The organism is Actinomadura barringtoniae (assembly GCF_017573505.1).
Taxonomy (GTDB): domain Bacteria; phylum Actinomycetota; class Actinomycetes; order Streptosporangiales; family Streptosporangiaceae; genus Spirillospora; species Spirillospora barringtoniae.
The window spans coordinates 56,892-81,816 of the sequence record NZ_JAGEOJ010000002.1 but is presented as its reverse complement, the minus strand read 5'-3'; the positions used below and the strand labels follow the sequence as shown (position 1 = coordinate 81,816).

Below are 24,925 nucleotides of genomic sequence, written 5' to 3'. Positions count from 1 at the left end.
GCCACCGGCCGGGGTCGGCCGAGACGCTGGCGGGCGGCGTAGATCGATGGGACGGTAGGGCCGCCCCGCTCTTCAGGAGGTTCCGCCTTCAGGAGGTTTCGTGTCACATCGCGTGCCCCGTCGCATTGTCGCGCTGGCCACCGCCGCTTTCACTACCGTTTCCCTGGCCGTTACCGGTCAATCGGTCACAAACGCCGCTTCGGCGTCCAGTCCGATCGCCGTGCCCACGGCGGGACAACCGGATCGTCAGCCGGTCGCCACCGGCTACGGGGGCGCGGTCTCGACCGTCGACCCGGGCGCCAGCGGCACGGCCCTGGAGGTCCTGAAGCGCGGCGGCAACGCCATGGACGCGGCCGTCGCGGCGGCCGCCACCCTCGGCGTGACCGAGCCGTTCGTCGCGGCGATCGGCGGCGGCGGTTACCTCACCTACTACGACGCCAAGAGCCGCAAGGTCTACGCGTTCGACGGCCGCGAGACCGCGCCCGGCGCGATGAAGGAGGACTCCTTCGTCGACCCGGCGACCGGCAAGGCGCTGCCGTTCGACCAGGCCGTGACCAGCGGGCTCAGCGTCGGCGTCCCCGGCACGCTCTCCCAGTGGGAGCTCGGGCTGCGCCGGTTCGGCACCCGCGACCTGCGCACGCTGCTGAAGCCCGCCATCAAGATCGCCGACCACGGCTTCACGGTCGACCAGGAGTTCCGCGACCAGACGGCCGTCAACGAGGCGCGCTTCCGCGACATCGTGCCGACGCGCGAGCTCTTCCTGCCGAACGGGCAGCTCCCCGCCGTCGGCTCCACGTTCCGCAACCCCGACCTGGCCCGCACCTACCGCGAACTCGCCAAGCGCGGCCCCGGCTGGCTGTACGACGGCGGCCTCGGCAGGGAGATCGTCCAGACGGTCAAGAAGCCGCCGGTCGACCCCGCCGCGACCCGCAACGTGCGGCCGGGCCTGATGGACACGCGCGACCTGGCCGCCTACGGGGCGCTGCAGAAGAAGCCGACGCACGTGAACTACCGGGGCCTGGACGTCTATGGCGAGCCGCCGTCCTCCTCGGGCGGCACCACCGTCGGCGAGGCGCTCAACATTCTCGGCAACTTCCACTTCAGCCCGAAGGACCCGGTCCGGGCGCTGCACTACTACCTGGAGGCCAGCAAGCTCGCCTACGCCGACCGCGGCCGCTACGTCGGCGACCCGGCCAAGGTGAACGTGCCCACCGACGAGCTGCTGTCGGGCGGCTTCGCCCGCGAGCGCGCCTGCCTGATCAAGCCGACCGAGGCCGCCACGGCGCCGGTCGCGCCCGGCTCGCCCGACGGCCGGTACGACCCGTGCATCCCGCCCGGCCACAGCACCCGCGCCCTCGCCTACGAGGGGCCGCAGACCACGCACATGGTCGTCGCCGACAAGCAGGGGAACGTCGTCTCCTACACCGTCACGATCGAGCAGTTCGGCGGCAGCGGCCTCACCGTCCCGGGCCGCGGCTTCCTGCTCAACAACGAGCTGACCGACTTCACCCTCCAGCCGCCCGCGCCCGGCGCGACGCCCGACCCGAACCTGCCCGCGCCCGGCAAGCGCCCGCGCAGCAGCATGGCGCCGACGATCGTGCTGAAGAACGGCCGCCCGATGCTCGCCATCGGCACCCCCGGCGGCTCCACCATCATCACGACGGTCCTGCAGATCCTGCTCAACCGGCTCGACCTCGGCATGGACCTGCCCGCCGCCCTCGCCGCCCCGCGCGCCACCCAGCGCAACACCCCGCAGGTCTTCGCCGAACAGGCCTTCATCGACAAGTACGGCAAGGACCTGGCCGCCCGCGGCCACACCTTCCAGCTCTTCCCCGGCCCGCCGGTCGGCACCATCGGCGCCGCCGCGGGCCTGGAGTTCCTGGCCCCCGGCCTGGTCCAGGCGGTGGCCGAACCCACCCGCAGGGGCGGCGGATCCGCCCTGGTCGTACGCCCGGCCAGATAGCGCCGATGGCCGAGACTACGATCGTGGTGGGGGGAAGGAGTCGTGCCATGGCACAGGCTTACGTTCAGGTGACCACCACCACGGACTCACGGGCGGAGGCGGCGGAGCTCGCCAAGGCCGCGGTGGCCGAGCGGCTGGCCGCCTGCGCCCAGCTGGTCGGCCCGATCGCCAGCACGTACTGGTGGGAGGGCGAGATCGAGTCGGCCGAGGAGTGGATGGTGGTCTTCAAGACCACCGCCGACCGGTTCGACGAGCTGGCCAGCCTGATCTCCGAGGAGCACTCCTACGACACCCCGGAGATCATCGCGACCCCGGTCGTCGCGGGCAGCATGGACTACCTGGCCTGGATGTCGGAGCAGACCGAGCCCGCCGAGATGGACGAGGCGGTCGACGACGCCGCCGTCGACTGAGCAAGCGTTCCGTGTGACCCTGCCCATAAGCGGGCAATAAGTATGTAATTACATCGGTGGATGTGGTTCCCTCGGCCCCGGTCCCGTGTTGACCTGAGTGGGGGACCCTGCGGATGGTTAAGGGGTATGCACGGTGCGTGACGAGGACTATGGGCTGTTCGGGCCCGGCTCGGTGACCTGGCGGGTCATGGGCGAGCCTGTGCTGATGGTCGGCGGCATCCGTGCCCTGCTGCTCCAGGCGCTGCACCCGCGGTCGATGTGGGGGACCGCGCAGAACTCCGAGCTGATGGACCCCGACGCCGCCTGGGCCCGCCTCGGCCGGACCGTCGAGTTCGTGCGCGTGCGGACCTACGGCACGCACGAGGAGGTCGAGCGCGTCGGCCGCCGGGTGCGCAAGCTGCACTCCAAGCTGACCGGGCTCGACATGCGCACCGGCGAGACGTTCCGCGTCGACGAGGTGGAGAACCTGCTCTGGGTGCACATGGGCGAGGTCGACTCCTACCTGGACGTGGCGCGGCGCGCCGGCGTGCGGCTCTCGGACGCCGACGCCGACGCCTTCGTGGACGAGCAGCGCCGCGCGGCCGAGGTCGTCGGCCTCGACCCGGCCGGCGTGCCGTCCTCGGTCGCCGAGATGAAGGCCTACTACGAGGAGATGCGGCCGAAGATCTGGGCGTGCCGCGAGGCCCGCGTCGGCCTGCGCCGCATGTTCAACCCGAACGTGCCCCGGCAGATGCTGCCGCTCAAGCTCGCGGCCCCGGGCATCGGGCTGCTGGTGGTCTCGACGCTGCCGCGCTGGGCGCGCCGCATGTACGGGATGCCGGGCCTGCCGACCTCGGATCTGGCGGCGACACTGACGTTGAAGGGTCTCTACCGCACCACGCACGTCCTGCCCGAACGCCTGCGCTACACGCCGGACGCCAAGCGCGCGCGGGCCTTGACCCGCGCGCACCAGGAAAACAACGTCGACCTCTCGATCGCGTCCTAGTTACTACGCCGATCTTGCTCTCAGCGCCCTGTCCCGGTGCCGGGAAGGGCGCTGAGAGCAAGATCGGCGTGGTGGTCAGCCCACGGGGGGTGGGGGGCTGCTGTTTGTGCCTTTCCTGGGCAGGAACAGCGCGGGGATGATGAGCACGGCGGTCAGCCCCAGCGCGACCCAGAACGTGTTGCCGAACGCGTCCGCCAGCATCGGCGCGACCTTCTGGCGTACGGCCTCGGGGATCTCCGAGACCTGACCGCCGCCGCCACCGCCGCCCTTGGCCTGGGCGGGCAGCTGCGAAGAGATCTCGCGGGACAGCACGACGGCCAGCAGCGCGGCGCCGAACGAGCCGCCGAGCTGCATGATGATGTTGAGCGAGCTGGTGGCGCGCGAGACCGCCGACCTGGTCAGCGTGGTCATCGCCGCGGACATCGTCGGCATCATCGTGCAGCCGAGGCCGAGGCCGCGCACGTACAGCGCGCCGCCGAGCAACCAGTACGAGGTGTCGGACCCGACCATCGTGAACGGCACGGTGCCGAGCACCAGGATGATGATGCCGAACGGCACGACCCGCCCCGCGCCCACCTTGTCGGTGAGGAAACCGGCGACGGGCATCGCCGTCGCGGCGCCGAGGCCCTGCGGCGCCAGCAGCAGGCCTGCGGCCAGGGCGTCCTCGCCGCGGGCGACCTGGAAGTAGAGCGGGAGCAGCAGCAGCGACCCGAGCAGCGCGATACCGACGAAGAACACCGCGATCGCGGCGGCCGCGAACGTCCTGTTGGCGAACAGCCGCACGTCGATCAGCGCCTTCTCGCGGCGCTGGAGGCTGTGCACGACGAACAGCGCGATGAGGGCGATGCCGCCCACGATCCACGCGATGGTCGAGGGCTTGCCGAACCCGCCGTGGCTGCTCGCCTGCGACATGCCGTAGATGATCAGGACGAAGCCGGGCGGCAGCAGCACCAGGCCGCGCAGGTCCAGCGCGGTGGACGCGCCCTCGGCCCGGCCACCGGGGATCTTCCACCAGGCCAGCGCCAGGGCCATCGCGCCGACCGGCAGGTTCACGAAGAAGATCCAGCGCCAGTCCACCCCGACCAGCCAGCCGCCGAGGACCGGGCCCAGGACCGGGCCGAGCAGCATCGGGATGCCGATGATGCTCATGACGCGGCCCATCCGCTGCGGGCCCGCGGCCATGGTGAGGATCGACATCCCGGTCGGCATGAGCATGCCGCCGCCGACGCCCTGCAGGGCGCGGAACGCGATGAGGCTCTCGATGTTCCAGGCGGCGCCGCACAGTGCGGAACCGAGAACGAACAGCACGATGGAGGTCATCCAGATCCGGCGGGCGCCGAACCGGTCGATGGCCCAGCCGGTGAGGGGGATGACCGAGCCCATCGCGAGCATGTAGCCGGTCACGACCCACTGGATCGTGGAGAGCGGGGCGGTGAAGTCCGTGCCGAGCGTGCGCAGGGCCACGTTCACGATGGTGGTGTCGAGGATCGCCATCACCGTGCCGGACACGATGACCAGGCCGAGGATGATGATCTCGCGGTCGAGCCCCTGCGGCGGTGGCGCGCTGTCGACGGGTTTCTGGTCTTCCGCGGTCGCAGAGGGCGTAACGGGAGAACGTTCGGTCATGCTCAGGACCCCTTGCCTCGAGACGGTGCTCCCCGGACCCCCGATCCGCTCACTGGCAGTGCATCACGGGGCCCTACCGCACTTCAAGACATAACGGGACTTGGGGCGGGCGAGATCATCCCCGCCGCATGAGGCGACCGACCGCGGCCATGAGCTCGGTGGACATCACGTCCCCCTTGCCCTCCTCGGCCCCCTCGGCGACGCAGTGCCGCACGTGCCCGTCCAGGAGCCCGAGGGCGACCTTGTCGAGCGCGGCCTGGATGGCGCTGATCTGGGTCAGGACGTCGATGCAGTAGCGGTCGTCGTCGACCATCCGCTCGACCCCGCGCACCTGGCCCTCGATGCGGCGCAGGCGGGTCTGGAGCTGGTCCTTGGTCGCGGTGTAGCCGCGGGTGGGCGTCTCGCTGGTCGCCATCGTCGTCCTCGCCTTCGATCAGGGGGTCCGAGCCGCTTCGCCGGCGCCCGTCCAACCCCCTAGGGGTATCGTATCCGGTGCCCTGGATATTCCCCTTGGCTCAGCCCGGGGGGACGTTCCATGAGGTGATGACGGGCCGGTCGTGCTCGGTCCCGAGCGTGGACAGGGTACCGGTGTCCAGCGCGAACAGCCGCCCCTGCGCGGCCTCCAGCTCCAGCCAGCGGGCCGTCAGGATGCGCAGCAGGTGGCCGTGCGCGACCAGGGCCACGTCGCCGTCGGCCAGCAGCGGCCGGGCGCGCTCCAGCACCGCGTCCACGCGCTTGCCGACCTGCTCGACGGACTCGCCCGGATGCTCGGCGTCGCCGGGGACCACGCCGTCGGTCCACAGGTACCAGCCCGGGCGTTCACGCTGGATGTCGGCGGTGGTGATCCCCTCGTAGCCGCCGTAGTCCCACTCCCACAGGTTCGGGTCGACCTCGTCCACGGTGAGGCCGGCGAGCTCGGCGGTGCGCCGGGCCCGCTCGGCGGGGCTGCTGATGGTCCGCACGATGGAACGCCGGGCCACCAGCTCCGTCACCGCGCGGGCCTGCTCCTCGCCGCGCTCGGTCAGCGGCAGGTCGGTCCGCCCGGTGTGGCGCCGGGCCCGGCTCCACTCGGTCTCGCCGTGCCTCAGGATGATCAATTCCCCCATGAGGCCAACTCTACGGGAGGCCTCCGACGGAAGATCAGACCAGGACGGACTCGACAGGGGTGTAGGGCAGGCCGTGCGCCTCGGCGACGTGGTCGTAGGTGAGCCTGCCGTCGTGGGTGTTGAGGCCCAGGGTCAGCGCCGGGTCGTCGTAGAGGGCGTTCTTCCAGCCCTTGTCGGCGATCGCGACCGCGTAGGGGAGCGTCACGTTGGTGAGCGCGTAGGTGGAGGTGTTCGGCACCGAGCCCGGCATGTTGGCCACGCAGTAGAAGACCGACTCGTGCACCTTGTAGGTGGGGTCGGCGTGCGTGGTGGGCCGGGAGTCCTCGAAGCAGCCGCCCTGGTCGATGGCGATGTCGACGAGCACCGAGCCCGCCTTCATGCGCGAGACCAGCTCGTTGGAGATGAGCGTCGGGGCCTTGGCGCCCGGGATCAGCACCGCGCCGACGACCAGGTCAGCGGCGCGCGCCTCCTGCTCGATCGTGTACGCGTTGGAGACCAGCGTCTTCAGCCGGCCCTGGTAGATCGCGTCGATGTGGCGGAGCCGGTCGACGTTGACGTCCAGGATCGTGACGTCGAAGCCCATGCCGACGGCGATCTGGGCGGCGTTCAGGCCCGAGACCCCGCCGCCGATGATCACGACCTTGCCGGGGGCGACGCCCGGAACGCCGCCGGGGAGCACGCCGCGGCCGCCGTTGAAGGCCATGAGGTTGTACGCGCCGACCTGCGGGGCCAGCCGCCCGGCCACCTCGGACATGGGGGCCAGCAGCGGCAGCGACCCGCTGGGCAGCTGGACGGTCTCGTAGGCGATCGCGGTGATGCCGGAGCTCAGCAGCGCGTCGGTGCACTCGCGTGAGGCGGCCAGGTGCAGGTAGGTGAACAGGGTCTGGCCGCGGCGCATCCGGTGGAACTCCGGCGCGATCGGCTCCTTGACCTTGAGGATCAGGTCGCCCTCGGCCCAGACCTCGTCGGCGCCGTCGAGGATCTTGGCCCCGGCGGCGGTGAACTCCTCGTCGGGGATGGCCGACCCCAGCCCCGCCCCGCGCTCGACGAACACGTCGTGGCCGTGGCGGGAGAGCTCGTGCACGCCTGCCGGGGTGATGGCCACCCGGAACTCGTTGTTCTTGATTTCGCGCGGAACGCCGACCTTCACGATGTCCTCCGACAGTGCCCGGGGTCTCCGTTGACCAGGGGTATGACCAGGATGTACGCCTACAGGGTGCGGTGTGGCGGCGACCACCTGCTACGTGCAAGGTGTACAGGTGTCTTCAGTATTGCTGACACTATGTAAAGCGCTCCAGGCGGGGCGGTTGTTCCCTGCGCTCCGGCCCTCGCGCGGCCGACACGCATGATCACAGAGAATGATGATCATGTAACCGAGGGTCGGCTAACTTTCATGATCATGAAGCTGGAGCAGATCGCGCCGCCGACCGTGCCCGGCCCGCGGACGCCGGTGGACGCGCGGGAACCCGCCGGACGGAGCGGCCCGCGCCGGCCGCGGCCCCGGCCGGGACTGCGGATGTGGCGGCGACGCGCCCGGCTGCTGAACGTGATCATCGCGATCGGGGCGGCCGGCGTGCTGACCGGCGCCACGTTCCACCACCTGGGCCGCCACCACCAGCAGCTCGACCTGCACGGCGGCATCGGCGGCCTGGCCTGGATCCTCGGCTCGGCGGTCGTGCTCGCCTCCACCCTCGGCAACATGCTCATCCGGCCTCACAAGGGGACCACCTGGCGGATCTGGGCGAGCAGCACGCTGTTCGCCGCGCTCTGCCTGGCCGGGACCACCGCCGTCTGGGCGCTGGAGTTCCGCAACGACGGGCTCCAGGCGGTCCCCGGCGTACGGGTCGACAACGACGCGGAGGCCTCGCGCTACCTCGACGGCGCGCTCGGGCCGCAGTCCGGGGGAGTGCCGCGCATCCCGACCGGGGTGTTCATGCAGTCGGTGAAGTTCAGCGGCGCCAACGACGTGGACGTCACCGGCGTGGTCTGGCAGCGCTACGCCCCTGACGTGCCCAGAGCGCTGCGGCGCGGGGTGGCCTTCCCCGAGGCGGGCGACTCGTGGTCGGCCAAGGAGGTCTACCGCACCGAGCGGAACGGGGTGGAGACGATCGGCTGGAACTTCCAGGCGACGCTGCGCGAGCGGTTCGACTACGAGCGCTACCCGCTGGACGCGCAGAGCGTCTGGCTGCGGATGCGGCCCGCCGACGTCACCCAGGACGCGGCCGTCGTGCCCGACTTCTCCTCCTACCCGCCCTGGCGCACCGACCGCAAGTACGGCCTGGACCCCGGCTTCGTGAACGGCGGCTGGCGCACCAAGTACACCGCGTTCAGCTACGTGCCGAACGACTACACCTCCAGCTTCGGCACCGCCCGCTACGGCGACGAGCGGCCCACCCCGGAGCTGTACTTCAACCTCGGCGTGAGCCGCGACTTCGTGGAGCCGCTGATCTCCCGCCTGGTCCCGGTGGCGTTCATCGCGCTGCTGATCTTCGCGTCGCTGTTCGCGGTCACGCTGCACGCCGAGCGGCGCGGGCTGACCGGCTTCTCGGTCAGCGGCGTGATCGGGTCGGCGGTGTCGATGCTGCTGGTCATCACCGTTCAGCACAACTCCGTCCGCGAGGCGACCGGCGACCAGTCGGGCTTCGTCTATCTGGAGTGGTTCTACGCCGCGCTCTACCTGGTGATCGTGCTGGTCGCGCTGAACGCCCTGCTGATGTCGACGCGGTTCGCGGGCGGGATCCTCGGCCGGCGGGGCAACCTGCTGCCCAAGATCTTCTACCTGCCGGTGGTCATGGGCCTGCTGCTGGCGGCCACCCTCTTCTCGTTCAACACCTGACCTAGAACCTCTTCGGGGGCAGCCACTCGTCGGCGATCGCGACGGTCAGCTGCTCCAGCAGGGTCCCGGCCAGCTGCATGCAGCGCACCGGATCGGGCTCGATGTCGGCCAGCGCGTAGGCGGCCTGGATGCGGGCCCGGCGCACCTGCTCGCCGGTGAGGCCGCGGCGGCAGGCCACCGCGATGACCGGCACCCCGGCGCGTGCGGCGGCCCGCGCCACCGCGACCGACGGCCTGCCGCGCAGGGTCTGAACGTCCAGGGATCCCTCGCCGGTGACGACCAGGCTGGCGCCGCGGGCCTTCTCGCTGAAGCCGAGCAGGTCAAGCAGGAGGCCCATGCCGGGCTGAAACCGGGCGCCGAGGAAGGCCAGCGCGGCGAATCCGACGCCGCCTCCCGCCCCGGCGCCGGGCTCGTCCCGTACCGAGGTACGCGACGCCGCCTCGGCCAGATCGGCCCAGCGGCGCAGCCCCGCGTCCAGCATCCGCACCTCCTCCCGGCTCGCGCCCATCCGGGGGCCGACGGCGGCGGCGCCGTTGTGGCCGAGCAGGGGCCCGCCGGGACCGTCGCCCGACAGTACGACCGTGACGCCCGACAGGTCGGGCAGCGCGCGCAGGTCCAGCGCGTGCAGCGAACGCAGCGCCGCCCCGCCAGGCGGCAGGTCCTTGCCGAGGCCGTCCAGCAGCCGCCCGCCGAGCCCCTGGACGAGCCCGGCGCCGCCGTCGGTGCAGGCGGCGTCGTTCACCGCGAGGACGACGCGCCGGGCGCCGAGCCGCAGCGCGTGCGCGATCAGCTGCCCGGCACCGAGGCTGGTCGAGGTGAGCGGCCGCGGCTTGCCGCCCGGAAGCCGCCGCAGCCCCGAGGCCTCGGCCAGCTCGACCAGCGCGGTGGTGCCGTCCATCGCCAGGCTCGCGTTCACCGGCTGGCCGGTCGGCCCGGACACCTCGACCTCGACCCGCCGCCAGCCGGCCGCGATCGCCGCCTCGGCGGTCCCGTCGCCGCCCGCCGCTATCGGCAGCTCCAGCACGGGCACGTCCGGCCGGGCCCGGCGCAGTCCGGTGGCGAGATGCCGCGCCACCGCGGGCGCGGTCAGACACCCCTTGAACCGGTCCGGCGCGAGCAGGACGTGACCGCGCAGGGGTGGATCGGGGGGAGAGTCCGCGGACACCGCTGTCACGCGCCTTTCAATGCCGGGGGTAAGGCTCTACCTTCTCCTTACGCCATGAAGGCACTATTTGACACCCACAAACTCCCGCGACGGTTGAAAATCGAAGGACGCGCCCCAGAAAGGTGCTCCTTTCGCACCCGATCGGCTATTTCACGCCCAGCCAGTCCTCGATCGGGGAGATCGCGAAGAAGATGACGAAGAGGACGACCACCGGCCAGAGCCAGATGGAGACCTCGCGCCACTTGCCCCGCGCGGCCTTGATGACGGCGTAGCTCACCACGCCCATCCCGATGCCGGTCGTGATCGAGTACGTGAACGGCATGAAGACGATCGTCAGGAACGCCGGGATCGCCATCTCCAGGTCGTCCCAGTTGAGCTTGGCGACCTGCGTCATCATCAGCGCGCCGACCAGGACCAGGGCGGGCGCGGCGGCCTGGGCCGGGACCGTGGCCGCGAGCGGGGTGAGGAACAGCGTCACCGCGAACAGCAGGCCGGTCGCCATGTTGGCCAGGCCCGTACGGGCGCCCTCGCCGACGCCCGCCGCCGACTCGACGAACACGGTGTTGGCCGAGGAGCTGGTGACGCCGCCGAGCGCGGCCGACAGGCCGTCCACGGTGAGGATGCGGCCGAGGCGCGGGACCTCGCCGCGCTCGTTGACCAGGCCGGCCTCGTCGGCGATCCCCAGGATCGTGCCCATCGCGTCGAAGAAGCCCGACAGGACCAGGGTGAACAGCACGACCAGGGTGGTGATGACCCCGGCCTTGCCGAACGCGCCGAAGATGTCGACCTCGCCGAACAGGCCGAAGTCGGGGCTGGCGAAGAGCTTGTCGGGCATGTCCGGGGTGACGATGCCCCAGCCGCCCTTGGCGATGGCGGCGTTCTCCTGGATGATCACCGCGACCACGGTGGCGACGACGATGCTGATCAGGATCGCGCCGGGCACCTTGCGCACGTACAGCACGATCATCAGCAGCAGCGAGAGCGCGAACACCAGGGTCGGCCAGGTCTGCAGGTGGCCGCCGGTGCCGAGGGCGAGCGGCGGGCTCTCCTTGCTGGAGGTGACGAAGCCCGAGTCGACCAGGCCGACCAGGGCGATGAAGCAGCCGATGCCGACCGCGATCGCGTGCTTCAGCGCCAGCGGGATCGCGTTCATGATCCGTTCTCGCACGCCGGAGATGGCCAGCAGCACGATGATGATGCCCTCCAGCACCACCAGGCCCATGGCCTGCGGCCAGGTCATCTGGGGCGCCGCCTGGAAGGCGACCACCGCGTTGATGCCCAGGCCCGCCGCGACCGCCAGTGGAGCGTTCCCGACCAGACCCATGATCACCGTGGCGATGGCGGCCGACAGCGCGGTCATCGTGGTGAGCTGCGGCACCGACAGCTGGGCGCCGGTGACGTCCTTCGCCCCGCCCAGGATGATCGGGTTCAGCAGGATGATGTAGGCCATCGCGAAGAACGTGGTGACGCCGCCACGCAGCTCCCGGGGCACGGTGGTCCCGCGCCCCGTCAGGTCGAAGAAGCGGTCCAGCGGGCCGCGTGCACCACCGGGCGGTGTGTCTGCGGTCGCTCCGGTCGTCGGATGGGACATGGCGTGCGCTCCCTGTGCGGGCAAGGACCTGGCGGGTCTGTGATCATGTGAAGTCGGCACAGACTAACTTCCCGTTACTCGTTGCGGTCGAACCGGTACCCCCTTCTGGTGCGACGGATCGCGTCCGCTATAGCCTGCCTTGGTGCGAATGCGAGAGTTGGCGGGCGAGGTGGACTCGTATGCGCTGCTCCTGGCCTCGGTGCCCGAGCGGATGCGCTGGTCGTTCCGCGATCGCATGCTCGGTGCGCTGGAGGAGTACGACTCGGACAAGCGCGCCGATCTGGTCCATACTCTCGAGATGTTCCTCGCCTGTTCGGGTTCCTGGAGCCGGACCGCAACCCGATTGCATGTCCATGTGAACACGCTTCGGTACCGGATCAGGCGAATCGAGGAACTTACGGGTCGGGATTTGGGCACACTGGAAGATCGGGTCGATTTCTTCCTCGCCCTGCGCGCGACGCAGCGGTGAGAACGGCGTAGGCGGTAGGTGGTCACACGATGGATCGGGAGACACTGGGGCAGCGCATCCGGGCCCTGCGCATCAGGCAGGGCGTCAGCCAGGCCCAGCTGGCCTTTCCGGAGCTGTCCGACAGCTACATCTCGCTGATCGAGAGCGACAAGCGGGTGCCCGCGCCGAGCGTCATCGAGCTGCTGGCCGCCAAGCTCAGCTGCTCGCCGACCTACCTGGTCAGCGGGGTCAGCGAGGACGTGGTCGACGAGCTGCGCGTCACGCTGGACTACGCCGAGATCGCGTTGCAGAACGGCGCCGCCGCCGAGGCCCGCGCCCGGTTCGCCGACGTGCTGGCCAACGCCGACGCCGTCGCGCTGCCCGACATGCTGCACCAGGCGCGCTGGGGCCACGCCCTGGCCCTGGAGGCGGCCGGCGAGCTGGAGGAGGCGATCGCCGGGCTGCGCGACCTCACCGCCGAGGCCTCCGCCGACGGCGACCTGGACCACTGGTCCAAGGTGCACGTCGCGCTCAGCCGCTGCCTGCGCGAGCGCGGCGACATCAGCGCCAGCGTGCAGGTCGCCGAGGAGGCGCTGCGGCACCTCATCGCGATCGGCGCCGACTCGACCGACGCCGCCGTCCACCTGGGCGCCGCGCTGCTGGCCGCGTTCATCGAACGCGGCGACCTGGTGCGCGCCCGCCAGCTCGCCGACCAGCTGATCGAACGTTCCGAGCGCATCGGCAGCCCGCGCGCCCGCATGGCCGCCTACTGGGAGGCCGCCTACGTGGCCGAGGTGCGCGGCGAGTACGAGGAGGGCGTCACGCTCGCCGAGCGCGCGCTGGCGCTCGCGGGCGAGGAGGCCGTCGGCCCGGCGACCGACCCCCGCAACGTGCACCGCCTGCGCATCGCCTACGCCGGGCTGCTGCTGCGCGCCCGCCCCGACCAGGCGAGCCAGGCCCGCGAGCTGCTCGGCCGCGTCCGCGACGAGATCAACACCAGCGCCGCCGGCGAGATCGACGTCGCCTGGTGCCTCACCGAGCTGGCCCGCGCCGAGACCGCCGTCGGCCGTCCCGGCGAGGCGGTGGACCTGGCCGAGGCCGCCCTCGACCTGCTCGGCGACTCGCCGCGGCGCGCCACCGCGTCCGCGCTGACCGTCCTCGGCGAGGCCTGCGTACGGCTCGGCCGCCGCGACCGGGCCGTGGACGTCCTCACCCGGGCCGCCACCCACCTGGAGGACATGGAGTCCACCAGGGAGGCCGCCCAGGCCTGGTTCGACCTCGCCGAGCTGCTCGCCGAGACCGGAGCCGCCGAAGAGCCCCGGCTGGCCGCCTACCGTCGCGCCCTCACCTGCGCCGGCGTATGAGTCCGACGAAGTCGGCCGGGGGGCGTGGGGGGTCGTCCCCCCTCGAGAGAAGCTGAGAGGCGAGTGGCTGAGTGTTCGGTGTCGTACGGCCATGCCGTCATGTCCTGTGCGGGTCGCTGTTCGAGGACTGGCTGGCGCACCTGTGCGGGCTCTGCCTGACGCTGCGCGCCGAGCACGGGCACGCGGCGCGCCTGGTGACCAACTACGACGGGCTGCTGGTCTCGGTCCTGGTCGAGGCCCAGAGCCCGGAGCTGTCGCCGCGCCGCAAGGCCGGGCCGTGCGCGCTGCGCGGGATGAAGCCGGCGCAGGTCGTCGACGCCCGCGCGCAGGGCGCCCAGCTCGCCGCGGCCGCCTCGCTGCTGCTCGCGGCGGGTAAGACCCGCGACCACGTCTCCGACGGCGACGGGCCGTACGGCCGGCGGCTGGTGGCCGCCGCGGCCGGGCGGATGGCCGAGCGCTGGGACTCGGCCGGATCCCGTACGGGCGCCAAGGTCGGCTTCGACCCGCGCGTGCTGCGGGACGCGGTGGCGCGCCAGCCCGAGCTGGAGGCTGCCGGCGGGCTCGGCCTGCTGGAGCTGACCGAGCCGGCCGAGACAGCCGTCGCGGCCGTCTTCGCGCACACCGCCGTCCTGGCGGCCAAGGAGCAGAACGCCGAGGCGCTCGCCGAGGCGGGCCGCTTCTTCGGGCGGCTGGCGCACCTCATCGACGCCGTCGAGGACCTGGCCGAGGACCGGGAGGCCGGGGCGTACAACCCGCTGCTGGCGACCGGGACCTCGCCCGCCGAGGCCCGCCGGCACTGCGACGACGCGCTGCACGGGCTGCGGCTGGCCGTCGCCGACCTGGATCTTGAGAACCGGCGGCTCGTCCGGGCGCTGCTGGGCCGCGAGGTCCGCCGGTCGGTGGACACCGTGTTCGCCGCGTACCCGGGTGGCCCGCCGCCGCAGGGCCCGTATGGCCCGCAGGGGCAGCAGGGGCCGTACGGTCCGCCGCCGCAGGGTGGCGGCGAGTGGGTCATGTCGAGCGGCAAGGACGGCGGCTTCGGCGGTCATGGAGGCCATGGCGGTCACGGTGGCGGTGGCGGGTTCGGTGGTCACGGCGGGAACGGGAGGCGGGGGCGTCCCGGTTTCCCGATTCCGTGCATCGCGGGTGCCTGCGTCTGCGCCAGCTGCGGCGTCTACCAGCCCGACTGGAGCGAGCACGCGGGCAAGGGCTGCAGCGACCGGTGCTGGTGCACGCGCGCCTGTGACAACGGCTGTGACGGTTCGTGCTGCGACAGTTCGTGCTGTGACTGCTGCAACTGCTGTGAGAACTGCGACTGCTGCGACTGTGGCTGTGACTGCTGACGGGCCTTGACCAAGCGATCGCTTGGGTGACACCCTCGCGGGGTGGCGAGCGAGACCTTCGCGGGGCTGTTGCTGGAGCGGGCCGACGACGATCACGTGGGCCTGCGGTTCGAGGACGAGACCTACACCTGGGCCGAGGTCGTCGAGGCGGCCCGGCGCCGGGCCGCGCTGCTCGGCGCGGGCCGGCCCCATGTCGGGGTGCTGCTGGAGAACGTGCCGGAGTACGTCTTCTGGATCGGCGCGGCGGCGCTCGCGGGCGCCACGGTGGTGGGGATCAACCCGACCCGTCGCGGCGCCGAGCTGGCCGCCGACATCCGGCACACCGACTGCGAGCTGATCGTCACCGACACCGCGCACGCCTCGCTGCTGCACGGCCTGGATCTGGGCGTCGACCGGGTGCTGCGCGTCGACTCCGCCGACTACGTCCTGCCCGAGCCCGCCGAGCCCTTGCCCGTACGGCCCGAGGACCGGCTCCTGCTGCTCTTCACGTCCGGCTCGACGGGCGCGCCCAAGGCGGTCGCCTGCGGGCAGGGACGACTGGCCTCCATCGCGTGCATGTCGGCGATGATGGGCATCGGCCGCGACTCGGTCACCTACGTCGCCATGCCGCTCTTCCACGGCAACGCGGTCATGGCCAACTTCTCCTTCGCGGTGCACGCCGGGGCGACCGTCGTCCTGCGGCGCAAGTTCTCGGCCTCGGGCTTCCTGCCCGACGTGCGCCGGTACGGCGTGACCTACTTCAACTACGTGGGACGGGCGCTGGCCTACATCCTCGCCACGCCAAGGGGCGAGGACGACGCCCGCAACACCCTCCAGGCCTGCTTCGGCACCGAGGCGTCCGCGCAGGACATGGCCCGGTTCGGCGAACGCTTCGGCTGCCACATCATCGAGGGGTACGGCTCCAGCGAGGGCGCGATCTCGCTCCGCAAGACGCCCGACACCCCGCCCGACGCGCTCGGCGTCGCCCCGCCCGACGTCGAGATCGCCGTTCTGGACCCCGAGACCGGCGCCGAGTGCCCGCGCGTGCGGTTCGACGAGCACGGCGGCCTGGCCAACCCCGACGAGGCCATCGGCGAGATCGTCGGCCTGAACGTCGCCGCCGCGTTCGAGGGCTACTACAACAACCCCGAGGCCGACGCCGAACGCGTCCGCGACGGCAAGTACTGGAGCGGCGACCTCGGCTACCGCGACGACAAGGGCTTCTTCTACTTCGCCGGGCGCGGCACCGACTGGCTGCGGGTCGACAGCGAGAACTTCGCCGCCGCCCCCGTGGAACGCATTCTGGCGCGCTGGGAGCCGGTCGTGATGTGCGCCGTCTTCCCGGTGCCCGACCCCCGTACGGGCGATCAGGTGATGGCCGCCCTGGAGGTCGCCGGGGACTTCGACCCGGCCGCGCTGGCGGCGTTCCTGGCGGCCCAGCCCGACCTGGGCACCAAATGGGCGCCGCGCTTCGTCCGCGTCGTACCGTCGATGCCCCTGACGGCCACCGGCAAGGTCGACAAGAAGCCGCTGCGGCGGGAACGCTGGGACACGCAAGACCAGGTCTGGCGGCGTCCGGGGCGGGATCTGGCCTACGAACGGCTGGACGCCTCGGCGGCCGAAGCGCTCAAGGCCGAATTCACCGCGAACGGGCGCGCCCACGTCCTTTATTGACCCGCGACACGGCCACGGGAAAGCGTCAGTAGGGTGATGGAGGCCCCGTTCCGCACACCCTGGAGAATCCCGGCCCCGCATGATGATCCAATCGATCCGGCGTCTCGGCGTCGTCACCGCCCTGCTCGTCGCGCTCGGCGCAGTCTTCGCCGCGCCCGCGCTCGCGCACACCCGGCTGGTCAGCAGCAACCCGGGCAAGGACGCGACGACGCCCCCGGTCGGCAAGGTCGAGCTGGTGTTCAGCGACAAGATCGGCTTCGCCGAGGTGGCGGTCGTCGACGAGAAGAACCACGACTTCCAGAAGGGCAAGGCCGAGCACTCGGGCACCAAGGTGACCCAGGCGCTCGACGGCGCCCTCCCCGCCGGGAACTACACGGTGAAGTACGCGGTGGTGGGCGAGGACGGTCACCGGATCACGGGCGACGACCTGAAGTTCGTGGTGGCCGCGACCGAGTCCCCGGCCGCGTCGGCCTCGTCACCGGCTTCCGCTTCGGCGCCCGCGGCGACCGCGACCGACGTCGTCAAGGCCTCGCCTGCGGCGGAGAAGTCCTCCTCCTCTTCCTCCGGCGGCGCGACCTGGGTGATCATCGTGGTCGGCCTGCTGATCGGGATCGGAATCGGGCTCGGCATCGTGTGGCGGGCCAAGCGCAAGCACGGGCCGGCATCCGGCGGTAAGTGACGGTGAACTGCGGTGAATAAGGGCACGCTGGCCGTACTGCGCACGGCGGCACTGGCCGTCGCGGCCTCGGTCGCCATGCTGGTCGCCGGGCTGGTGCTCGGCGGAGCCGTCGCCGAGAAGGTCATCCCCGGGCTCGGTGACGCCGGGGTCGTGACCCGGTGGGGACTGCCGATCTCCCGGATGCTGATGGACCTCGGCGGCGCGGTCACGGTCGGGGCGCTGCTGGCCGCCGTCGTGCTGCTGCCGATCGAGGGCGGCAAGAACGCCCTGCGGCTGTCCGACGACGCGATCGGCTACCTGCGGGCCGCCTCCTGGTGCGCCGCCGCCTGGGCCGCCGCCGCGGCGGCCACCCTGGTCTACACGGTCGCCGACGTGCTCGGGCAGCCGGTCAGCGACATCATCACCGGCAGCGAGCTGAGCAGCTACGTCGGGCAGCTGCCGCAGGGCACCGCGCTGATGCTGGTCGTCCTGCTCGCGGTCGTGGTCGCGCTGCTCGCCCGTACGACCACCACGCCGGGCGCGGCGTTCGGGCTCATGGTGATGGCGGGCATCGCGCTGCTGCCCGCGCCGCTCACCGGGCACTCGGCCTCGGCCGCCAACCACTCCGTCGCCGTCACCGGCGTCGCCCTGCACGTCGCCGCCGTCGCGCCGTGGGTCGGCGGGCTGGCCATGCTGGTCGTGCACGCCTCGCTCGGCAAGGGCCGGCTGGACATCATGGCGAGCCGGTTCAGCCGGATGGCGCTGTGGTGCTACATCATCGTCGGCGCCAGCGGCCTGGTGAACGTGATCTCCCGGCTGCCCGACCCGGCCGAGCTGGTCAACACCGACTACGGGCGGCTGGCCCTCGGCAAGATCGTCGCGTTCGGCATCCTGGGCTGGTTCGGCTGGATGCACCGCGAGCGGACGCTCCCGGCGGTCGCCGAGCGCAAGCCGCTGGCCTTCGCCCGGCTGGCGACGGTCGAGGTGGCCGTGATGGCAGCCACGATGGGCCTGGCGGTCGCGCTGGCCCGGACCGCCCCGCCGCCGCCCACCACCGAGGAATCGCCGATCAAGGGCCTGATCGGCTTCGACCTGCCCGCCAAGATCACGCCCGCGCGGCTGGCGTCGCTGTGGACGTTCGACCTCTTCTTCGCCGCCCTCGTGGTCGCGCTCGCCGGCCTCTACATCGCCGGGGTCGTCCGGCTGCGGCGGCGCGGCGACTCCTGGTCGGCCGGGCGGACCGCCGCCTGGTTCTTCGGCCTGCTCACGATCGTCGCGGTGACCGAGACCGGCGTCGCCCGCTACGCGCCGATCCTGTTCAGCGTCCACATGGTCCAGCACATGGTGCTGTCCATGCTGTCGCCGATCTTCCTGGTGATGGGCGCGCCGGTGACGCTGGCGCTGCGGGCGCTGAAGCCCGCCAAGATCCGCGGCGACCGCGGGCCGCGCGAGTGGCTGACCGCGACCCTGCACAGCCGGACGCTGGCGGTCATCGCCCACCCGGCGGTCGCGACGATCATCTTCGTGGCCAGCACGTTCGTGCTGTACTTCACGCCGCTGTTCGAGTCCGCGATGCGCAACCACCTCGGGCACATCGCGATGATGCTGCACTTCCTGCTGTCGGGGAGCCTGTTCTTCTGGGTGCTGATCGGCGTCGACCCGGCGCCGAAGAAGCTCCCGTACCCGGCGCGGATCCTGCTGCTGTTCGTCACGATGCCGTTCCACGCGTTCTTCGGCATCGCCCTGATGAACATGAGCCAGCCGATCGCGGAGGGCTGGTACCGGGCCGTGCTGCCGCCCTGGGGGACCTCGATCCTGAAGGACCAGCACACCGGCGGCGCCATCGCCTGGGCGTTCGGCGAGATCCCCACGTTCATCGTGCTGATCGTGCTGGCCTGTCAGTGGTTCCTGGACGACCAGCGCCTGGCCAAGCGCGAGGACCGCAAGGCCGACGCCGCCGAAGCTCGGCAGGAGGAGGACGAGCTGTCGGCCTACAACGCGCGGCTGGCCAAGCTCGCCGAACGGGACGAGAAGAGCCGCCCGAGCTGATCTCGGCGCCGGCCGAGCCGATCTCACCCGAACGGGGGAGAGGTTCCGGACCTGCGAGGGAGCCCTGACCAGGGGCGGTCTGGGATTATCGGGATGTGCCCAAGATTCTGCGCCTGCTGATCAGCAAGACCACCTGGCAGCGGTGGTCCTACCTGGTCGTCGGCGGCGCGCTGCTCATGCCGTACTGGTTCCTGGGCATGGTCACGGTCCCGAACCTGTTCCCCAACGGCCTGCTGACGGGCCTGTTCGTCATCGTCCTGCCGATCGCCGGCGCGTTCGTGACCGGCCTCGTCCCGACCGTACGGCCGCTGGAGGGCGCGGCGGCACGCGAGCTCCTGCGCGGCTCCAGCAGCGACCTGAACCCGCTCCCGTCGGCCTCCTGGGAGTCCAGGACCCGTACCGGCGCCTGGTTCGCCATCCACCTGCACGCCGGCGTGGTGATCGCCGCGTTCAGCCTGGCGATCCCGCCGTTCGCCGCCGCGCTGATGCTCCTCCCGATCGTGAACTGGAGGGGCTTCACCAACGAGCACTCGCCGCTGCGCGGATGGAAGGAGAGCTGGGCCTCATGGCTCGGCCCGCCCGCGGGCCTCTTGATGCTCATCGTCCTCGTCGGGCTGATCATCCTGGCCGGTGAGGGCCTCAGCCGCCTGGCGCCCCGCTTCCTCGGCCCGTCCGCCGACGAGAGGCTCGCCGAGCTGGAGAGCAAGGCCGTACGCCTCGCCGAGCGCAACCGCCTGGCCCGCGAGCTGCACGACTCGGTCGGCCACGCCCTCAGCGTGGTGACGCTGCAGGCCGGGGCCGCGGGCCGCGTGCTGGACAGCGATCCCGAGTTCGCCCGCGAGGCCCTCGGCGCGATCGAGGAGTCGGCCCGTTCGGCCCTGGAGGACCTCGACCACGTGCTCGGCCTGCTGCGCGAGGACGCCTCCCGTACGGCGCCCCAACCCACTCTCGCCGACCTGGACCGCCTGCTGGAGCAGACCCGCATCGCGGGCGTGAAGCTCGACGCCGAGGCGGACGCGGGCATCGACCACGTCCCCGCGTCGGTCTCCCGCGAGGCCTACCGCATCATCCAGGAGGCCCTCACCAACGCCCTGCGGCACGCCGGCAAGGTCCCGGTCCGCCTGCGCGTGCGCATCCGCGACAACCGGCTGGAGATCAACGTGAGCAACCCCCTCGGCGGAGCCTCCGCCGGGCACCACAGCGGCGGCCGCGGCCTCGGCGGGATCCGCGAGCGCGTCACCGTCCTCAAGGGCGCCATGACCGCGGGCCCCGACGACGGCCAGTGGCGTATGGACGTCTCGCTCCCGCTAAGGTCCGGCTCATGAGCATCAACGTTCTCCTCGTCGACGACGAGCGGCTGATCCGGGCCGGGCTGGCGGCGATCATCAACGCCGAGCCGGACCTGGCGGTGGTCGGGGAGGCGGCCGACGGCGCCGACGTGCCGGCCGAGGTCAACCGGCTGCGGCCGGACGTGATCCTCATGGACGTGCGGATGCCGAAGCTGGACGGCATCCAGGCCACCCGCCGGATCATCGAGACGATGGCCGAGCCGCCGCGGATCATCGTGGTGACCACGTTCGAGAACGACGAGTACGTCTACGACGCGCTGAAGGCGGGCGCGAGCGGGTTCCTGCTCAAGCGGACGCGGCCAGAGGAGATCCTCCAGGCCATCCGCATGGTCGCCCACGGGGACACGCTGCTGTTCCCGGCCGCGATCCGCGCGCTGGCCGCCGAGCACGGGACCGGCGGCACGGGCGGCGGAACGGGCGCCCGCTGGCACGGCCAGCTCACCGAGCGGGAGGCCGACGTGCTGCGCCTGATGGCCAAGGGCCGCTCGAACGCCGAGATCGCCCAGGAGCTGTTCGTCAGCCCGCAGACCGTGAAGACCCACGTCGGCAACGTGCTCGGCAAGCTCCAGGCCCGCGACCGGACCCAGGCCGTCATCCTCGCCTACGAGACCGGCTTCATCACCCCCGGCTAGCCGACCGGGCGGTTTCGGCCGGCGGTTTCGCCCGGCGCGCAACGGGGTTCAGGTTCGGGGGCGCGCGGGAGAAGATGATCGGCATGAGGGACTTCCGCTTCGGGTTCAACTTCTTCGATCTCCGATCCCGTGAGGACTTCGCCGAGCGGTGCCGCCGCGCCGAGCGGTTCGGGTTCGACGTGGCGCTGGTTCCCGATCACCTGGGCGTTCCGGCGCCGTTCTCGACGATGGTCGCGGCGGCGGACGCGACCGAGCGGCTGCGGGTCGGCACGCTGGTGCTGAACGCCGGGTTCTGGAACGCGCATCTGCTGGCCCGCGAGGTCGCCTCCGCCGACCGGCTGACCGGCGGTCGGGTGGAGCTCGGGCTCGGCGCCGGGCACATGAAGTGGGAGTTCGACGAGGCCGGGATCCCGTGGCAGCCGTTCGGCGAAAGGGTGGACCGGCTGGCCGCGACCATCGAGGAGCTCGGGCGGCTCTTCGCCGCGGACGGCTACGAGCAGAGCAAGCCGGTGAGCGACCACTACGGGCTCGCTCCGTTGGCGCCGGAGCAGCGGATCGGGTTCAACGGGTCGGGGCCGCCGCTGCTGATCGGCGGCACGGGCGACACCGTGCTGCGGCTCGCGGCCGCGCACGCCGGCATCGTGGGCATCGCGGGGACCTACCAGGCCAAGGGCAAGCCGCCCGGCACGCTGTTGCTGGGCACCGCCGAGCAGGCGGCGGAGCGGGTCGCGTTCGTGCGCGAGCATGCCGGTGAACGCGCGGACGAGCTGGAATGGAACGTCCTCGTCCAGCGGGTCGTGGTCACCAGGGACCGGCGCGCGGCGGCGGAGGAAATGGCGGCGATGATGCCGAACCTCGGCGTCGAGGAGATCCTGGAGACGCCGTTCCTGCTGATCGGGACCGAGGCCGAGATCGCCGAGCAGATCCGTGCGGCGCGCGAACGCTTCGGGTTCAGCTACTTCACCGTGCACGGGCCGTTCCTGGACGTGTTCGGGCCCGTGATCGAACGGCTGCGCTAGGGACGATGGGGACGGTGGGCATGGACGGGGTGCGGCGGCGGAGCCACTGGGCCTGGGGGTACGCCGACGAAGAACCGGCGGCGGACGAGCTCGCCGCGACCGCCGAGCTGATGACGGCGGTCACCGGGTTCCGGCTCGACGGCGAGATCGAGGAGCCCGTGCCGCTGGACGCGGTGGAACTGCCCGCGCCGCGGGTGGAGCCGCCGCCGCTGGAGTGCTGCACGACCGAGCCGTACGCGCGGATCACCCACACCTACGGTCAGGCCTACCGCGACCTGGTGCGCGCCTTCCGCGGCCGGTTCGACTCGCCGCCCGACGTCGTCGCCAGGCCGCGCGACGAACGCGAGGTCATGCACGTCCTGGAGTGGGCGGAGAACGCGGGCGTGGCGGTCGTCCCGTACGGCGGCGGCACGAGCGTGGTCGGGGGAGTGGAGCCGCGCGACCTCGGGCCGGTCGTCAGCCTCGACCTGACCGGGCTGGACCAGATCCTGGAGATCGATCCGCTCTCGCGCGCCGCCCGGATCCAGGCGGGCATGCTCGGGCCCGCGATCGACCGGCGGCTGGCCGAAGAGGGCCTCACGCTGCGGCACTACCCGCAGTCCTACGAGCTGTCGACGCTCGGCGGCTGGCTGGCCACCCGCGCGGGCGGGCATTTCGCGACCCTGGGAACGCACATCGACGACCACGTCGAGTCGATCCGCGCCGTCACCCCGCGCGGCGTCTGGGAGTCGCGGCGGCTGCCCGCCTCGGGTGCCGGGGTGTCACCGGACCGGATGCTGCTGGGCTCGGAGGGCGCGCTCGGCGTCATCACCGAGGCGTGGATGCGGGTCAGGCCGCGCCCGGACTTCCGCGTCTCCACGACCGTCACGTTCCCCTCGTTCGAGCGCGGCGCCGAGGCGGTGCTGGCGATCGCGCAGTCGGGGCTCCACCCCTCCAACTGCCGGCTGCTCGACCCGACCGAGGCGTGGCTGACCTCCGGCGGCGACGGCACGTACGCGCTGCTCATGCTGGCCTTCGAGTCCGCCGATCACCCCGTGGACGCTCTGCTGGACCGGGCGCTGGAGCTCGCGCGGCTGTGCGGCGGCGCCTGGGAGGAGATCCAGAACGGCGGCGGAGGCGGCGAGCACGGCACCGGGGGACAGGGCGGGGCCTGGCGGAACGCGTTCCTGCGCATGCCCTACCTGCGCAACGCCTACCCGTCGATCGGCCTTGTGGCGGAGACATTCGAGACCGCGGTGACCTGGGACCGGTTCGCCGCGTTCCACACCGCCGTGATCGGGGCCGCACGGGACGCGCTGCACGGCGGCGGGATCGTCACCTGCCGGCTGGCGTTCGCCTACCCCGACGGAGCCGCCCCGTACTTCACCGTTCTCGCCCCGGCCCGGCGCGGCGCCGAGATCGAGCAGTGGGACGCCATCAAGCGGGCGGCGTCGGAGGCGATCCTGGCGGCGGGCGGCACCATCACCCACCACCACGCCGTCGGCCGCGACCACCGTCCCTGGTACGAACGGCAGCGGCCCGAGCCGTTCGCCGCCGCCCTGCGCGGAGCCAAGGCGGCGGTCGACCCGGCCGGGATCCTCAACCCCGGCGTCCTCGTCTGAACCGCCGAACCGCCGAACCGCCGAACCGCGTCCCGATCAGCCCGGCAGCTGACCCAGCGTCACGTCGACGGTCTTCTTCGAGCCGTCCGGCGACTGGATCTGCACCTTGGCGACGTCGCCCGGCTTCTGCTTGGCGAGCGTCTCCGACAGCGCGGTCTGGTTCGGCGTCGGGGTGCCGTTCACCGACAGGATCAGGTCGTCGGGCTTGATCCCGGCCTTGTCGGCCGGGCCGCCCTTGGTGACCTCGACGACGCCGACCGCGGTCTGCTGCCCGCTGTTCGGGTCCACGACCGTGCGGACGCTGACGCCCAGGGCGGCGCGGCCGGAGTTGGAGACCTTGCCCGTCTGGATCAGCTGCGGCGCGATCGACTTCACCGTGTTGCTCGGCGTGGCGAACCCGATGCCGACGGCCGCCCCGCCCATCTGCGGGTCGGAGGCCGCGGCGGTCGGGATGCCGATGACCTGGGCGTTCAGGTTGACCAGGGCGCCGCCGCTGTTGCCCGGGTTGATCGCGGCGCTGGTCTGGACGGCGTTGGCGACCGTCGAGCCGGGGAAGTCGCCCTCCTGCTTGGTGGAGACCGTGCGGCCGAGCGCCGAGACGATGCCGTCGGACACGCTGCCGGTCAGGCCGAGCGGGTTGCCCATGGCCAGCACCATCTGGCCGACCTTCAGCTGGCTGGAGTCGCCGAACGCGGCGGGCCGCAGGTTGCCGCCCGAGACCTTCACCACCGCGATGTCGTCGGCGTTGAAGGCGCCCACCAGCGTCGCCTGGAGCGGCGTGCCGCCGCTGGCCGCGGTCACCTCGATCTTCTTGGCGCCCGCGACGACGTGGGCGTTGGTGACGATGTCGCCCTGGTCGTCGTAGACCACGCCCGAGCCCTCGCCCTGGTCGGTCTGGATCTGGACCACCGAGGGCAGCACGCTGTTGACCACCTTCTCGAACTGTTGTTCGGTCTGGGCGGCGGCCCCGCCGGAGTCGACGGTCGGGCTCACCGTCGCCGCCGCCTTGGTCGCGTCCTTGTCGTCGCCCCCGCCGCTGCACCCCGCCAGGAGCAGGATCCCGGCCGTGGCGGCCGCCGCACCGTACACCGAACCGTGAATCAGCTTCACCGAAGCTCACCTCCGCG

Annotated in this window: 20 protein-coding genes and 1 pseudogene; 14 read left to right on the top strand and 7 right to left on the bottom strand. The window is 71.9% G+C overall.

What is annotated here, in order from left to right:
• The first annotated feature begins 220 nt into the window (after window positions 1–220).
• The 3 genes from ggt to J4573_RS04260 all read left to right on the top strand — a co-directional run bounded on the left by ggt (window position 221) and on the right by J4573_RS04260 (window position 3,358).
• On the top strand, window positions 221–1,963 hold the full coding sequence (gene ggt / locus J4573_RS04270; RefSeq protein ID WP_307796489.1) for a gamma-glutamyltransferase: 1,743 nt from the start codon (window positions 221–223) through the stop codon (window positions 1,961–1,963).
• Between the two features lie 47 nt (window positions 1,964–2,010).
• The gene (cutA, locus tag J4573_RS04265; protein WP_208253908.1) at window positions 2,011–2,373 is read left to right on the top strand and encodes a divalent-cation tolerance protein CutA; all 363 of its coding nucleotides are present in this window, start codon (window positions 2,011–2,013) and stop codon (window positions 2,371–2,373) included.
• Between the two features lie 133 nt (window positions 2,374–2,506).
• Entirely contained in the window at window positions 2,507–3,358 is an 852-nt protein-coding gene (locus tag J4573_RS04260; RefSeq protein WP_307796488.1) for an oxygenase MpaB family protein, read from the top strand.
• A 75-nt stretch (window positions 3,359–3,433) separates the two neighbouring features.
• Here the strand turns inward: J4573_RS04260 and J4573_RS04255 are convergent, their stop codons facing one another.
• The 4 genes from J4573_RS04255 to ald all read right to left on the bottom strand — a co-directional run bounded on the left by J4573_RS04255 (window position 3,434) and on the right by ald (window position 7,240).
• Complete coding sequence (locus J4573_RS04255; RefSeq protein WP_208253907.1) at window positions 3,434–4,984, bottom strand: DHA2 family efflux MFS transporter permease subunit; 1,551 nt, start codon at window positions 4,982–4,984, stop codon at window positions 3,434–3,436.
• Window positions 4,985–5,099: 115 nt separating this feature from the next.
• On the bottom strand, window positions 5,100–5,399 hold the full coding sequence (locus J4573_RS04250) for a metal-sensitive transcriptional regulator (protein WP_208253906.1): 300 nt from the start codon (window positions 5,397–5,399) through the stop codon (window positions 5,100–5,102).
• A gap of 100 nt (window positions 5,400–5,499) precedes the next feature.
• Window positions 5,500–6,090: a histidine phosphatase family protein gene (locus tag J4573_RS04245; protein WP_208253905.1), complete on the bottom strand. Its 591-nt coding sequence runs from the start codon at window positions 6,088–6,090 to the stop codon at window positions 5,500–5,502.
• A 34-nt stretch (window positions 6,091–6,124) separates the two neighbouring features.
• On the bottom strand, window positions 6,125–7,240 hold the full coding sequence (gene ald, locus J4573_RS04240) for an alanine dehydrogenase (protein ID WP_208253904.1): 1,116 nt from the start codon (window positions 7,238–7,240) through the stop codon (window positions 6,125–6,127).
• A gap of 249 nt (window positions 7,241–7,489) precedes the next feature.
• Here ald and J4573_RS04235 point away from each other — a divergent pair, with 249 nt between their 5' ends.
• Window positions 7,490–8,926 carry a hypothetical protein gene (locus J4573_RS04235; protein ID WP_208253903.1) on the top strand — a complete coding sequence of 479 codons (1,437 nt, stop codon included), beginning with the start codon at window positions 7,490–7,492 and terminating at the stop codon, window positions 8,924–8,926.
• Window position 8,927: 1 nt separating this feature from the next.
• Here the strand turns inward: J4573_RS04235 and J4573_RS04230 are convergent, their stop codons facing one another.
• A complete protein-coding gene (locus J4573_RS04230) occupies window positions 8,928–10,100 on the bottom strand; it encodes a glycerate kinase (RefSeq protein ID WP_307796487.1) in 1,173 nt (390 codons plus the stop codon).
• Window positions 10,101–10,236: 136 nt separating this feature from the next.
• On the bottom strand, window positions 10,237–11,682 hold the full coding sequence (locus J4573_RS04225; protein WP_208253902.1) for an NCS2 family permease: 1,446 nt from the start codon (window positions 11,680–11,682) through the stop codon (window positions 10,237–10,239).
• Window positions 11,683–11,827: 145 nt separating this feature from the next.
• Between J4573_RS04225 and J4573_RS04220 the strand changes: the two are divergent.
• The 10 genes and pseudogenes from J4573_RS04220 to J4573_RS04175 all read left to right on the top strand — a co-directional run.
• A pseudogene (locus J4573_RS04220) lies at window positions 11,828–12,151 on the top strand (PucR family transcriptional regulator); the annotation flags it as partial.
• A 29-nt stretch (window positions 12,152–12,180) separates the two neighbouring features.
• Window positions 12,181–13,494: a helix-turn-helix domain-containing protein gene (locus tag J4573_RS04215; RefSeq protein ID WP_208253901.1), complete on the top strand. Its 1,314-nt coding sequence runs from the start codon at window positions 12,181–12,183 to the stop codon at window positions 13,492–13,494.
• A 71-nt stretch (window positions 13,495–13,565) separates the two neighbouring features.
• Window positions 13,566–14,837 (top strand): DUF5685 family protein, encoded by a 1,272-nt coding sequence (locus tag J4573_RS04210; RefSeq protein ID WP_208253900.1) that lies wholly within the window; start codon window positions 13,566–13,568, stop codon window positions 14,835–14,837.
• A gap of 42 nt (window positions 14,838–14,879) precedes the next feature.
• A complete protein-coding gene (locus tag J4573_RS04205; protein WP_208253899.1) occupies window positions 14,880–16,490 on the top strand; it encodes an AMP-binding protein in 1,611 nt (536 codons plus the stop codon).
• Between the two features lie 79 nt (window positions 16,491–16,569).
• On the top strand, window positions 16,570–17,169 hold the full coding sequence (locus J4573_RS04200) for a copper resistance CopC family protein (protein ID WP_208253898.1): 600 nt from the start codon (window positions 16,570–16,572) through the stop codon (window positions 17,167–17,169).
• 12 nt (window positions 17,170–17,181) lie between these two features.
• Window positions 17,182–19,197, top strand: coding sequence for a bifunctional copper resistance protein CopD/cytochrome c oxidase assembly protein (locus tag J4573_RS04195; protein WP_307796486.1), 2,016 nt, complete (start codon window positions 17,182–17,184; stop codon window positions 19,195–19,197).
• Window positions 19,198–19,292: 95 nt separating this feature from the next.
• The gene (locus tag J4573_RS04190) at window positions 19,293–20,522 is read left to right on the top strand and encodes a sensor histidine kinase (RefSeq protein WP_307796485.1); all 1,230 of its coding nucleotides are present in this window, start codon (window positions 19,293–19,295) and stop codon (window positions 20,520–20,522) included.
• The gene (locus J4573_RS04185) at window positions 20,519–21,178 is read left to right on the top strand and encodes a response regulator (RefSeq protein WP_208253897.1); all 660 of its coding nucleotides are present in this window, start codon (window positions 20,519–20,521) and stop codon (window positions 21,176–21,178) included. Before J4573_RS04190 ends, J4573_RS04185 begins: the two co-directional genes overlap by 4 nt.
• 83 nt (window positions 21,179–21,261) lie before the next feature.
• Window positions 21,262–22,197, top strand: coding sequence for an LLM class F420-dependent oxidoreductase (locus J4573_RS04180; protein ID WP_208253896.1), 936 nt, complete (start codon window positions 21,262–21,264; stop codon window positions 22,195–22,197).
• A gap of 5 nt (window positions 22,198–22,202) precedes the next feature.
• Window positions 22,203–23,798, top strand: coding sequence for an FAD-binding oxidoreductase (locus tag J4573_RS04175; protein ID WP_243772469.1), 1,596 nt, complete (start codon window positions 22,203–22,205; stop codon window positions 23,796–23,798).
• A 36-nt stretch (window positions 23,799–23,834) separates the two neighbouring features.
• Here the strand turns inward: J4573_RS04175 and J4573_RS04170 are convergent, their stop codons facing one another.
• Window positions 23,835–24,908: a S1C family serine protease gene (locus tag J4573_RS04170; protein WP_208253895.1), complete on the bottom strand. Its 1,074-nt coding sequence runs from the start codon at window positions 24,906–24,908 to the stop codon at window positions 23,835–23,837.
• Window positions 24,909–24,925 lie beyond the last annotated feature (17 nt).

Coding starts and splice junctions, on each gene's coding strand:
- cutA (WP_208253908.1), top strand. CDS start 2,011: ATGGCACAGGCTTACGTTCAGGTGACCACCACCACGGACTCACGGGCG.
- J4573_RS04255 (WP_208253907.1), bottom strand. CDS start 4,984: ATGACCGAACGTTCTCCCGTTACGCCCTCTGCGACCGCGGAAGACCAG.
- J4573_RS04250 (WP_208253906.1), bottom strand. CDS start 5,399: ATGGCGACCAGCGAGACGCCCACCCGCGGCTACACCGCGACCAAGGAC.
- J4573_RS04245 (WP_208253905.1), bottom strand. CDS start 6,090: ATGGGGGAATTGATCATCCTGAGGCACGGCGAGACCGAGTGGAGCCGG.
- J4573_RS04235 (WP_208253903.1), top strand. CDS start 7,490: ATGAAGCTGGAGCAGATCGCGCCGCCGACCGTGCCCGGCCCGCGGACG.
- J4573_RS04225 (WP_208253902.1), bottom strand. CDS start 11,682: ATGTCCCATCCGACGACCGGAGCGACCGCAGACACACCGCCCGGTGGT.
- J4573_RS04215 (WP_208253901.1), top strand. CDS start 12,181: ATGGATCGGGAGACACTGGGGCAGCGCATCCGGGCCCTGCGCATCAGG.
- J4573_RS04200 (WP_208253898.1), top strand. CDS start 16,570: ATGATGATCCAATCGATCCGGCGTCTCGGCGTCGTCACCGCCCTGCTC.
- J4573_RS04185 (WP_208253897.1), top strand. CDS start 20,519: ATGAGCATCAACGTTCTCCTCGTCGACGACGAGCGGCTGATCCGGGCC.
- J4573_RS04180 (WP_208253896.1), top strand. CDS start 21,262: ATGAGGGACTTCCGCTTCGGGTTCAACTTCTTCGATCTCCGATCCCGT.
- J4573_RS04175 (WP_243772469.1), top strand. CDS start 22,203: ATGGGGACGGTGGGCATGGACGGGGTGCGGCGGCGGAGCCACTGGGCC.